General features: G+C 64.0%; 10 protein-coding genes. 8 read left to right on the top strand and 2 right to left on the bottom strand.

Going from position 1 to position 11,529, the window contains the following annotated elements; all coding sequences use genetic code 11:
- The first annotated feature begins 129 nt into the window (after nt 1–129).
- The 7 genes from paoA (at nt 130) to XpruCFBP8353_RS01310 (ending at nt 8,243) form a co-directional block, all read left to right on the top strand.
- The gene (paoA, locus tag XpruCFBP8353_RS01340) at nt 130–789 is read left to right on the top strand and encodes an aldehyde dehydrogenase iron-sulfur subunit PaoA (RefSeq protein ID WP_279327686.1); all 660 of its coding nucleotides are present in this window, start codon (nt 130–132) and stop codon (nt 787–789) included.
- Nucleotides 786–1,736 carry an FAD binding domain-containing protein gene (locus tag XpruCFBP8353_RS01335; RefSeq protein ID WP_101361587.1) on the top strand — a complete coding sequence of 317 codons (951 nt, stop codon included), beginning with the start codon at nt 786–788 and terminating at the stop codon, nt 1,734–1,736. The genes paoA and XpruCFBP8353_RS01335 overlap by 4 nt, the downstream gene beginning before the upstream one ends.
- Before the next feature lies 1 nt (nt 1,737).
- Nucleotides 1,738–3,945: an aldehyde oxidoreductase molybdenum-binding subunit PaoC gene (gene paoC / locus XpruCFBP8353_RS01330; protein ID WP_101361586.1), complete on the top strand. Its 2,208-nt coding sequence runs from the start codon at nt 1,738–1,740 to the stop codon at nt 3,943–3,945.
- A complete protein-coding gene (locus XpruCFBP8353_RS01325) occupies nt 3,942–4,955 on the top strand; it encodes an XdhC family protein (RefSeq protein ID WP_101361585.1) in 1,014 nt (337 codons plus the stop codon). The genes paoC and XpruCFBP8353_RS01325 overlap by 4 nt, the downstream gene beginning before the upstream one ends.
- Before the next feature lie 404 nt (nt 4,956–5,359).
- Nucleotides 5,360–5,968: a nucleotidyltransferase family protein gene (locus XpruCFBP8353_RS01320; protein ID WP_101361584.1), complete on the top strand. Its 609-nt coding sequence runs from the start codon at nt 5,360–5,362 to the stop codon at nt 5,966–5,968.
- 641 nt (nt 5,969–6,609) lie between these two features.
- Nucleotides 6,610–6,825 (top strand): hypothetical protein, encoded by a 216-nt coding sequence (locus tag XpruCFBP8353_RS01315; RefSeq protein ID WP_101361583.1) that lies wholly within the window; start codon nt 6,610–6,612, stop codon nt 6,823–6,825.
- Nucleotides 6,826–6,992: 167 nt separating this feature from the next.
- A complete protein-coding gene (locus XpruCFBP8353_RS01310) occupies nt 6,993–8,243 on the top strand; it encodes a DUF819 family protein (RefSeq protein ID WP_101362423.1) in 1,251 nt (416 codons plus the stop codon).
- 326 nt (nt 8,244–8,569) lie between these two features.
- On the opposite strand, the gene XpruCFBP8353_RS01305 is transcribed toward XpruCFBP8353_RS01310, so the two are convergent.
- The gene (locus XpruCFBP8353_RS01305; RefSeq protein ID WP_101361582.1) at nt 8,570–9,757 is read right to left on the bottom strand and encodes an XVIPCD domain-containing protein; all 1,188 of its coding nucleotides are present in this window, start codon (nt 9,755–9,757) and stop codon (nt 8,570–8,572) included.
- Between the two features lie 36 nt (nt 9,758–9,793).
- Nucleotides 9,794–10,603, bottom strand: a complete 810-nt coding sequence (locus XpruCFBP8353_RS01300) for an ankyrin repeat domain-containing protein (RefSeq protein WP_162300912.1) — start codon at nt 10,601–10,603, stop codon at nt 9,794–9,796.
- A gap of 207 nt (nt 10,604–10,810) precedes the next feature.
- On the opposite strand from XpruCFBP8353_RS01300, the gene XpruCFBP8353_RS01295 reads away from it, so the two are divergent.
- Nucleotides 10,811–11,515 (top strand): HAD family hydrolase, encoded by a 705-nt coding sequence (locus XpruCFBP8353_RS01295; RefSeq protein ID WP_162300911.1) that lies wholly within the window; start codon nt 10,811–10,813, stop codon nt 11,513–11,515.
- The last annotated feature ends 14 nt before the right edge of the window (nt 11,516–11,529 follow it).

Below are 11,529 nucleotides of genomic sequence, written 5' to 3'. Positions count from 1 at the left end.
GCCAGGCGAAGCGAGCGTTGGATCAGGCAATGCCGCTGCTTCACACCTGCAATCACTCGCGCACTCACACGCTTTCGACCGGCGGCGTTGCACATTGGTTAAGAACTGTAAAAGCCAGCATTGTTGGAGATGCCAGCCATGAGAGACATCAAGATGACCCGTCGCGAGGTACTGATCGCGGGCACGGCATCCGCAGCCAGCGTTGCCGCAACCCAATCCATGGCCGCCACCGCCGCCGCTGCGATGTCGCAGGAGCAGGCAGTGGAGCCGGCCAATGCATCCAGCCAAGTGGCCTTTGAAGTCAACGGCAAGCCGGTAACGCTGACCCTGGATAATCGCACCACCTTGCTGGATGCGCTGCGCGAACATCTGCATCTCACCGGTACCAAAAAGGGCTGCGATCACGGCCAGTGCGGCGCCTGTACGGTCATCGTCGATGGGCAGCGCATGAACGCGTGCCTGTCGCTGGCAGTGATGCATGAGGGTGCCAAGGTCACCACCATCGAAGGGCTGGGCACGCCGGACAAACTGCATCCCATGCAGGCAGCGTTCGTCAAACATGATGGCTACCAATGCGGTTACTGCACGCCTGGCCAGATCTGCTCGGCGGTGGCCGTGCTGGATGAAGTAAAGCGCGGCATTCCCAGCCACGTTACCGAAGATCTCACCGGCAAGGCCAAGCTCACCACGCCCGAACTGCAGGAGCGCATGAGCGGCAACATCTGCCGCTGCGGCGCGTATTCCAACATCGTAGACGCCATCAATGACGTTGCGGGAGAACGCGCATGAAGGCCTTTAGCTACGAGCGCGCTACCTCGCCGGCCGATGCGGCAGCCAAGGCCGCGCGCCAGCCCGGTGCCAAGTTCATCGCAGGCGGCACCAATCTGCTGGATCTGATGAAGCTGCAGATCGAGACGCCGTCGCACTTGATCGACGTCAACGGCCTGAGCCTGGACACCATCGATGCCACGCCCGACGGCGGCTTGCGGATCGGCGCTTTGGTGCGCAACACCGACCTTGCGGCCGACAAACGTGTGCGCCGCGATTACGCAGTGTTGTCGCGCGCCTTGCTGGCCGGTGCTTCGGGGCAATTGCGCAACCGCGCCACCACCGCCGGCAACCTGCTGCAGCGTACGCGCTGCCCGTATTTCTATGACACCAACCAACCGTGCAATAAGCGACTGCCCGGCAGCGGCTGCGCGGCAATCGGAGGATTTAATCGCCAACTGGCGGTGATCGGTGCCAGCGAATCGTGCATCGCGACCCATCCCAGCGATATGGCCATCGCCATGCGTTTGCTCGATGCGGTCGTAGAAACGGTGCGCCCCGATGGCCAGACGCGCGCAGTGGCGCTGTCCGAGTTCTATCGTGCGCCGGGTACGACGCCGCATCTGGAAACGGTGCTGGAACGGGGGGAGTTGATCACTGCAGTGACCTTGCCCAAGCCAATCGGTGGCACGCATGTGTACCGCAAGGTGCGCGACCGTGCATCGTATGCCTTCGCATTGGTGTCGGTTGCCGCGGTGGTGCAGCGCGATGGCACCGCCCGACTCGCAGTCGGCGGCGTTGCGCACAAGCCCTGGCGTAGCGAAGCCGCTGAAGCTAAATCGAAGGATGGCGCCCGCGCCATTGCGTCTGTGTTGCTCGACGGCGCACAGCCCACCGAACACAACGCATTCAAGGTGCCGCTGGTGGAACGCACCTTGACCGCGATCCTGGCCGACACGAGGGCCTGATATGAAATTCGACACTCCCGCCGGTACCAATCCCATCGATCAGCTCAAGGTCGTCGGCAAGCCCGTCGATCGTATTGATGGGCCACTCAAGACCACCGGGCAAGCGCCGTACGCGTACGAACATCACGACCTGCCTGGCCGTGCGGCCTATGGGCACGTCGTGGGCGCGGGCATTGCCAAAGGCACCATCCGCAGCATCGACCTGAGTGCTGCGCGCAATGCGCCCGGCGTGCTCGGCATCGTCACCGCACAGAACGCCGGCAAGCTGCAGAAGGGTAAATTCAACACCGCCAAACTGCTAGGCGGCCCGGAGATCGCCCATTACCACCAGGCCATTGCGGTGGTGGTTGCTGAGACGTTTGAGCAGGCGCGTGCCGCCGGCCAGTTGATCAAGGTCGATTATGGCCGCCACGTGGGCGCCTACGATCTGGAAAAGGCACGCGCTGGCGCCGAGGTCACCAAGAAGGACGACGCCCCCAGTAGCAACGTTGGCAACTTCGACGCTGCTTTCGCTGCCGCGCCGGTGCAGCTGGATGCCGAATACACCACGCCGGATCATTCGCACGCCATGATGGAGCCGCACGCTTCGATCGCCATGTGGGAAGGCGACAAGCTCAGCGTGTGGACTTCGAATCAGATGATCAACTGGGGTGCTGGCGATCTGGCCAGAACGCTCGGCATCCCGCGCGAAAACGTGCGGATCATGTCACCGTACGTCGGTGGCGGTTTCGGCGGCAAGTTGTTTCTGCGTGTCGATGCGGTGCTGGCGTCGCTGGCTGCGCGTCAGGTCGGCCGTCCGGTCAAGGTGATGCTGCCACGTCCGCTGATCGCCAATAACACGACCCATCGCCCGGCCACCGTGCAGCGTATTCGCCTTGGCGCCGAACGCGATGGCAAGCTCACTGCGATTGCACATGAAAGCTGGTCGGGCGATCTGCCCGGCGGTAGCCCGGAAATTGCCGCCGCACAGACTCAACTGCTGTACGCAGGTGCGAATCGCCTGATCACGACCCGCCTGGCGGTGCTCGATCTGCCCGAAGGCAACGCAATGCGCGCGCCGGGCGAAGCGCCTGGCTTGATGGCGTTGGAAGTGGCCATGGACGAGATGGCTGAAAAGCTCGACATGGATCCGGTTAAATTCCGCATCGTCAACGACACCCAGGTGGACCCGGAAAACCCGCAGCGCCCCTTTTCGCAGCGTCAGCTGGTCACGTGTCTGGAAGATGGTGCGAAGCGATTCGAATGGTCCAAGCGCAAGGCCCAGCCGGCTAGCACCCGCGATGGTCGCTGGTTGGTCGGGATGGGCGTGGCGACGGCATTCCGCAACGCGCCGGTCATGACCTCGGGCGCGCGCATGCGGCTGGAGCAGGGCGGGCGCGTGGTGGTGGAAACCGACATGACCGACATCGGCACTGGCTCTTACACCATCATTGCGCAGACCGCTGCCGAAATGCTCGGCGTACCGTTGAATTGGGTGGACGTACGGCTAGGCGATTCCAGCTTCCCCGCGTCGGCAGGCTCTGGTGGGCAGTGGGGCGCAAACAGTTCCACCGCAGGCGTGTACGCCGCTGCCGTCAAACTGCGTGACGCCGTGGCCAAGCAACTGGGCCTGGATCCGGCCATCGCTGAATTTGCCGATGGCCATGTGCGTGCCGGCGGCAAGCGCAGCGCGCTCGGCGATGCCGCAGCCAATGGCGCCCTGGTGGTGGAAGACAAGATCGAATTCGGTGACCTGAGCAAGACGCATCAGCTCTCTACGTTTGGCGCACACTTTGTCGAGGTGGGCGTGGATATCGCAACCGCCGAAGTGCGCATCCGGCGCATGCTTGCGGTGTGCGCCGCAGGGCGCATTCTCAACCCGAAATCCGCACGCAGCCAGGTCATCGGCGGTATGACGATGGGGGCTGGTGCTGCGTTGATGGAAGAACTTGCGGTGGACAAACGCCTGGGCTTTTTCGTCAACCACGATCTGGCGGGCTACGAAGTGCCAGTGCACGCGGACATCCCGCATCAGGACGTGGTGTTCCTGGAAGAAAGCGACCCGTTGGCGTCGCCGATGAAGGCCAAGGGGGTCGGGGAGTTGGGTATCTGCGGTGTGGCTGCCGCGATCGCCAATGCGGTCTATAACGCGACCGGCGTGCGTGTACGCAACTACCCCGTCACCCTCGACAAACTGCTGCCGCATCTGCCCGAGATGCTGCGCGCGTGAGCGCAGTCGTTGCCTCGATGGAGCATGCGCTGCCGGTCGAGCCGGCGTGGCCGGCTTGGCCGGGATACGCGCTGCACGATGACTTGCTGCCAACCCTGTCGGCGTGGCATCGCGCCGGCCAGCGCGTGGCGATGGCGACCTTGATCGATGTTCAAGGCTCCTCGCCGCGTCCGTTGGGCAGCGAGATGGCGATCAGCGCTGATGGCGGGATAGTCGGTTATGTGTCCGGCGGTTGCGTGGAAGCCGCCGTGGCGCATGAGGCCATGGCGGCGCTGCGCGACGGTCAGCCGCGTTGGCTGGATTATGGCGAAGGCAGCGAGGTGCTGGATATCCAGCTCAGTTGCGGTGGGCGCATTGGCGTGCTGGTGTGGCCGGTGCCGGATCTGGGCGAGCACCTCGCACGCTGGCGCAACGCGCGTCAGCACCGGCGGGCATTTCATGTGGCGTTGGATCGTGCGTCCGGCATGGTGCGTTACCTGGCAAGTGCGCAGGACGCGCGTGCGGACGAATTCTTGCGCACGCATCGCCCGCCGTTGCGGCTGGTGCTGGTCGGCGCCGACCCTGCGCTGCTGGTAGTGGTGTCGTTGGCCGGCCAGATGGGGTTGGAAGTGCGCGTGTTGCGGCCGCATGGGCCGGCCGAGCCCCCGCCCGGATTGGCACTCGAGCACTACGATCGACGCGCAGCGGGCGACGCACTGCAGGATCTGCAGCTGGACGCCGACACCGCACTGTATAGCCTGGCCCACGACGCAGAGATTGATCTGCAGGTGGCGCGCCGCGGGCTGGCATCCAATGTGGCCTGCATCGGCATCCTTGGCAGCCGGCAGAAACGCGAAGGCCGTTTACAGGCGTTGCGTGCGCTCGGATACGATGATGCAGCGCTTGCGCGTCTGCGCTTACCCGCTGGCTGGCGGATGGGGCGCTCGTCGCCGCACACCATCGCGCTCGGCATCATTGCCGAAGCCACGCAGGCGGTTGCAGAGACACAGGCTCTTGCAGCGAGTCGATAACGTGTCTGCTCCCACCTAGCGTGAATCAGTGACGAGGTCACATGGCAGTCTGACGTTGATGCAAGGCGACTGATTGCGAGCTGATCGTGCGCGGGCTTCTACAGCACGCCGCAATCTGCAGCGTAAACGGCGTTAATTTGCTCACGCAGCAACAGCGTACGCAATGTGCAGTCACCTTGCACGCACAGCCGGCGTTCTACGCTGCAGCGGTCTTCCATCAAGCACCACGTCGCCATGCCCCTTGTTCCTGATCGCCACGTCGACGTATCGCGTCATGCCGTTCGCATTCGGTTTCTTGCCACCGGCCATCCCCTACGCAATGCCTGTGCGCATACGCGTGACGCCTCTGTCATCTCGCGATCAGCACAGCGCTCTCCTGTCGCCACGCCAATAGCGTGCAGCGCATGAGCAGCGATCACGCCGCACTGGTGCTGGGTGCAGGGGCAGGGCGCCGGCTTGGCCGTTCGAAGCAATTGCTGATGCGCGATGGCGAGCCGTTGTTGCGCCGTGCCGCGCGCATGGCATTACAGACTGCGCCGCGCCGCTGTGTGGTGGTGCTGGGTGCCAATGCCGACGCATTGAGCGAGATGCTGCAGGATCTGGATGTCGAACTACTGCGACATGCCGACTGGTCCGAGGGCATGGGCTCCAGTTTGGCCGCGCTACGTCGGCATGTGCAGGACGACATGACGTTGCGACGCAGCCTCATCCTGGGCTGCGATCAGCCTGCGCTGGACGCTCCACATTTGCGCACCTTGCTGGAAGAGGCCGATCGCGCCATCTCCGGTTGCGCGACCAGCGGCTATAGCGGCGTGCGCGGCATTCCTGCGGTGGTCACGCATGCGGCGTGGGCGGATGCTCCGTTGCAGGGCGATAGCGGCCTGCGCGGCCTATTCGCCAGCCTGGACATGGAGAGCCTGGGTTGCGTGAGCGCCCCGGCATTGGCGCTGGATATCGACACGCCGGCCGATCTCGCCGCCGCGCAGCAGCGCGGCTGGGTGGATGCAGATTGAGACGCAATGACGGGCATGCACTTAGATCTTTGGCAGCCTGCGTCCTGACGCCATTGGCGCGGCAACTGCACGGTCGCACGTAGGCGTGACCGGTGCCGATCGATGGCACCGGACCAAGCGCGTCGCCCATTCCTTGCATACCGCCAACCGAAACGCTCGGTCAGTACGTTCAACCGGGCAGCGGAATTAGGACCACAACACGATCGCTTCCCTGATCACCAACACGTAGCCGACAACCATGGCGGTCTTGACCGGAAACTGAAATTTCCTGAGCAGATACATGCAACCCCTCCCCAGAGGCAGTCTTCACGAGCGACTGATCACCTTGCTGCGCACCGCCCACGCTCGTCTGACGGTTGCTGACGACACGGCGTTCACCGGTCCTGATCGACTGTAGCGCTGCATGTGATGTGTGTCACGTAAGAATTTTCCTACCATCATGCCAGTCTCCTCCCGACGGCATTGATATGTGTAAAAGAACATCCTGGCTATGCCGGACGCGGGGCCCTTGGCCACTCTCCCGCGGCCCCTTGAGTAAGGGCACGCCGGCACACCGGACGGGAGAAGGCTTTCCCATTCCTGCACCACAGCTTCCCGCGGCCCGCATCGCTCGACCGCTACACGCACTGGCCGGAGGCCTGATGGACGAGTTACGTTATGTCGTACGCATACACCCCGAAAAGGGCGGCTGGTGGGTGACCCGCCCGCAGTGGTCGCCACTGCGCTACCTGCGCGAGCAGGGTGCCTTGGACTTCGCAGAATTGATGGCAAAGCTGCACTGCCTGACCACCGGCCAGCCTAGCGGCGTGGTGGTCAACACCGGCGGGGGCGATCGGGTCGTGCGACGTTATGGCTAAGCGAGCGCGGCCCGCTGCCGCTTGCTGACGGCAGGTCACGGCGGCGCTGTGGCTATCGACAGCAGTACCGGGTTTGCGCAGACGTCCAGGTCGGCTAGATTCGTGGCATCGGCCGCCCTTGGTTCGGTCCGCATGTTGGCGGCTACTTTTCTGGATGCCCGCTTGTGGTGAATGCCGTCGGTGCTGCGCTGATCCAAAATGATATCGTCGTCTTCGGCCTGATCGCCGCCACCCTGGGTGCGGTGTTCTGGACTTCCGCACGCGAGCAGGGCCTCTGGCGACGTTTTTACGCCTTCGTGCCGGCCTTGTTGTTGTGCTACCTGCTGCCCGGCATCTACAACACAGTCGGACTGATCGACGGTGCCAACACCCGGCTGTACAACCCGATCGCCCGCGACGTGCTGCTGCCGGCCGCACTCATCCTGCTGACCTTGAGCATCGATCTGCGCGCGATCCTGCGGCTCGGCCCCAAACTGGTGGCGATGTATCTGGGCGCATCCGTGAGCGTCATGCTGGGCGCGGTGGTGGCGTTCTGGGTGATGCGCTGGCTGCATCCGGCCACTGTGGCTGGCGATACCTGGGCGGGCATGGCGGCGCTTGCCGGCAGCTGGATCGGCGGCGGCGCCAACATGCTGGCGATGCGCGAAGTGTTCGATGTCGACGCAACCACCTTCGGGCAGTTCGCGGTGGTCGATGTTGGCGTGGGCTACGTGTGGATGGCCGTGCTGATTTTCCTTGCCGGTCGTGCGCGCAACATCGACGCGCGCAGCGGTGCCGACACCCGAGCGCTGGATGCTTTGCAGGAGCGCATGGCGCGCTTTCAGGCCGAACATGCGCGGATTCCCAGCCTGGCCGACCTAATGGTGATCGTGGCAGTGGCATTCGGCGGGGTCGGCCTGGCGCATGCGCTGGCCAACCCGCTCTCGGCGTGGTGCAAGGCGCAGTTGCGTTGGGCCAGCCAGTTCAGTCTGGACACGCCGTTCGTGTGGGTGGTGGTGCTGGCGACCAGCCTGGGCCTGCTGCTGAGCTTCACCCGCGCACGCACGCTGGAAGGCGCAGGCGCTTCCAAACTCGGCACCTTGCTGCTGTATTTCCTGATCGCCTGCATCGGCATGCAGATGGACTTGCTGGCGCTGCTGGACCGGCCATGGTTGTTCCTGCTCGGCCTGATCTGGATCGCCGTGCATATCTGCGTGCTGTGGGCGCTTGGCCGGCTGCTGCGGGTGCCCTTCTTCTATTTTGCGATCGGCTCACAATCCAACATCGGCGGCCCTGCTTCTGCGCCCGTGGTCGCCGCCGCGTTTCACCCGGCACTCGCACCGGTCGGCGTGTTGCTCGGCACGATGGGCTACGCCACCGGGACCTATCTGGCGTATCTGGTCGGCATCACCTTGCGTGCGATGGCCGGTGCGGGATAAACCGGGCGCTGCCCTCGGCCACGCCCGGTTGAACGGCTGAGCGCGTGGTGACGCTGCTGCGCAGTTGCTCACTGATCCATGTGGTGCCCGGCGTTGCAGCATTAACGACTCTGTAACTACGCGCTTCTTCGTAGCGTTCGTGCTTGTCTGAGGGTCGCGGATGACGTGTCGTCAGCCACGCCGCGCTCAAGCTCGCAGATACGCACGGCAACCACTCCGCTTCACTGTGCGGACCCGACAGCGATCACGCGTACGACATCGGATGCGGTTTGCCAGCCGCGCGTATCGATTAAAAGTGGCCCGCGATGTTCCGCGGGCCACCGTGCTCACTGCTGAATCACCCGACGCTGCTCTTCCTGCTGTTGCGGCGGCTGTTGGGTGTGCTGCTGATTGTGCTGGTGCAGCTGGCTGACATTGGTCTGCGCCGGCTCATTGGCCGCGGCTGCCGTCTGCACATGGCTGCGCAGATGGGCCGGGTCGTCCATGCGACCCTGCACCGCGATCAGGCTGTTGCCATCGCGGTTGGGCACAAGGTGATCGATGCGCTGCAAGCCGTCGTTGCCTGCACGTGCGGCCACGCTGGCAGCGGTGTTGAGAAACGCGGTGTCGTCGCGCAGCCCCAGGCGGTCGCGCTGCCCATCCAGCTGCACCACCGCATCGTTGAACAGCTGGCTGCCGGGCTGCAACGCGGCGCCACGCGACTGGTCCTGCGCCTGCATGTCCTGCGCCTTCATCACCGAATCGATGCCATGCAGATCCAGCCGATGCTTGAGCATCATGCCCGGCACCAGACGCTGGCCAAACGACAACGGGTCCGGCTCGGGCAATTCGATCTGATGGCCGGCCGCATTGGGCATGGCCCATTTGAGCGGGATGCTGTCTTCCTGCAGGTGGGTGAGAATCTCGTTCTTGACGTGGTAGCCGCGAATCAATTCGCTGTTGGCGTAATCCTTGGCAGCCGATGCATCCAGACCCTCGCGCTCCAGCGTACGGTCGTTGACGCCTGCCGCGTTGTAGGTCACTGCAGGGATGTCGTTGACCATCGCCGATGCTGAGGCCAGACCGCCGCCCAGCGAATGCCCGCTGATCACTACCTGGTCGCCGAACGCCTGTTTGGCCTGGCTGCCGAGCTGGATCGCCGAGGCGTACTGCGCATCGTCAAAGCCCAGGCCCTGGCCGATGTTGTGCTTCCAGTCCTTGCCTTCATCAGTGCCGCAAAAACCCAGCACCACCTGGCCTTGATCGTTGCGATAGAACGCTGCATCGAAGCCGCTTTTGGCATCGTGCAGCAGTGCCGGATCGATGCCTGCCTGCTGCAGCGCGCTGTCGTCCATGCGCGACCAGCCGTTAGGCAGGGCGGCGAAGGTTTCGGCGCCGCCTTCGCGTCGCTGCGCGGCGGTGGCGTAAAGGTCTTGCAGCATCGCTGGAAGCTGACGGTCTTCCGGATGCGGCTGTTGCCCGCGCATCGATTCTGCGAACGGGGTGGAAGAAGAAGAGGATTCTGACGGGCTCATGCGCGGTTCCTTGCGTTCGTCGTGCGAAAAGCGCGCTTAGCGGCTGCTTTCCACGGGGATGTTGTGGGCGCTCAACCACGCGCGCACGTCCGACCTGACCTGCTGGCCGCCGGCATTGAGCAGGCGATCCGGCGTGGTGAAGAAATACGCCTGGAAGGTTTTCTGCTGGGCATTACGCACGGTAGGATCGACACCGGCCTCGAGCAAGGTGAGCACTGCCGGGCTGGCCGCGCCGCTTTGCGCCGCAAGGTGCAGCAGGCTGTTACCGGCGTGGTCGACGCGTTGTACGTCTGCACCGGCCTTGATCAACAAGTCGATCTGCGCATTGCGCTTGCTCTGCACCGCGCGAAACAGCGGCGTCCAGCCCGCACGCGCGCTGACGACATCGATCGGCGCCTTGTGTTGTAACAGGATCTGCAGATACTCCGGGTCTTGCGCCATGGCGGCCATGTGCACGACCGTTTCCTGGTCCATGCCCGGCACTGCGGGGTCGGCGCCTGCGTCGAGCAATGCGCCCAATGCGCGCGGTTGTTCGTTCCAGATCGCCCACTCGAGCAAGGTGACGTTTTGATCGCCGTGTGCGGCGAGATCGACGGTGGGGGCGAGTGCCTTGATCTGGGCAACATCACCCTGCGCAATGGCTTTGGCGATATCGGTCAAGACGGGGTCGCGGAAGGCGACGGTGTGGTCCTGCAGCGTAGCTGACATGGTGGTTTGCTCCTTGGCACCGGGCGAGGCGGTGCATGAGACCGCGAAAAACGAGGTCGCAAGAACGAGCAGGGCGGGGAATCGCGGTTGCATCGAAATCTCCTTCTCCTGATCGCATTCCTGATGACGCTGCGGCAAGTCCCGCTGCAGCGGGGCAGATGCTAGCAGCTGCAAAAATCGCGTGCGGTAAGATTTCGTGACATGGATGTTCCTCGCATGCCCAATGGTGGCCGCGTGCTCGGGGCCGCCTGTGTTGGTGGCATGCATGGTGAGGGCAGGCGAATGGGCCCGCTCCACCGACCCGCAGCCCCCGCCACAGCCAGCGGTCACACCCCGGCCGGCATAATGGTGCTTTGCGAGCAGATGGGTGCAATGGCGTACGAACTACTGATCAGCGACTGTGATGGCGTTCTTGTCGACAGCGAGATATTGGCCGACCAGGTAATGCGCGAGGCGCTCGCGTCTTTCGTGCCGAGCGAGCCGCTGGAACATCTGCTGGAAACCACGTTCGGGCAGACCACACGTGAGGTGTTGCGGCGGGTGGAAGAGCGCTTTGCGCTGCAGTTGCCAGAGACTTTGCTGATGCAGATCCAGGAGCGCAGCGAGGCATTGATCCAGGCGCAGGTGCAGCCGATCGCGGGTGTGCGTGAGGCGCTGGAGCAAATCCCGCTGCCGTTGGCGGTGGCCTCCAATAGCCGGCGCCACAATGTGATTGCCTCGGTGGAACGTGTCGGGCTCACCGCGCGTGCGGCGGGGCGTATTTTCAGCGCGGACATGGTGGAACGGCCCAAGCCGGCACCGGACGTCTATCTGCTGGCGGCACGCACAGCCGGGGTGGCGCCGGAGCGCTGTCTGGTCATCGAAGACAGCCCCACCGGTGCGGCTGCGGCTGTTGCGGCAGGCATGCAGGTGCTGGGGTTTACCGGTGCGAGCCACATTCCCCCCGGACATGGCGATACCTTGCGCCGCATCGGTGTGCTTGAGGTGTTCGACGATATGCGTGATTTACCTGCGCTGTTTGCGCGGCTGGCGCAAAAGCGCGCCGGCTAAGTCGACCGCTTGCT

It is taken from the genome of Xanthomonas prunicola (assembly GCF_002846205.1).
Lineage (GTDB): Bacteria > Pseudomonadota > Gammaproteobacteria > Xanthomonadales > Xanthomonadaceae > Xanthomonas > Xanthomonas prunicola.
The sequence above is the reverse complement of the archived record's forward strand: the minus strand, read 5'-3'. Positions and strand labels throughout refer to the sequence as shown.

Excerpts from the sequence above, each read along its gene's own strand:
- paoA (WP_279327686.1), top strand. The coding sequence starts at position 130 with ATGCCAGCCATGAGAGACATCAAGATGACCCGTCGCGAGGTACTGATC.
- XpruCFBP8353_RS01335 (WP_101361587.1), top strand. The coding sequence starts at position 786 with ATGAAGGCCTTTAGCTACGAGCGCGCTACCTCGCCGGCCGATGCGGCA.
- paoC (WP_101361586.1), top strand. The coding sequence starts at position 1,738 with ATGAAATTCGACACTCCCGCCGGTACCAATCCCATCGATCAGCTCAAG.
- XpruCFBP8353_RS01320 (WP_101361584.1), top strand. The coding sequence starts at position 5,360 with ATGAGCAGCGATCACGCCGCACTGGTGCTGGGTGCAGGGGCAGGGCGC.
- XpruCFBP8353_RS01315 (WP_101361583.1), top strand. The coding sequence starts at position 6,610 with ATGGACGAGTTACGTTATGTCGTACGCATACACCCCGAAAAGGGCGGC.
- XpruCFBP8353_RS01305 (WP_101361582.1), bottom strand. The coding sequence starts at position 9,757 with ATGAGCCCGTCAGAATCCTCTTCTTCTTCCACCCCGTTCGCAGAATCG.
- XpruCFBP8353_RS01295 (WP_162300911.1), top strand. The coding sequence starts at position 10,811 with ATGGTGCTTTGCGAGCAGATGGGTGCAATGGCGTACGAACTACTGATC.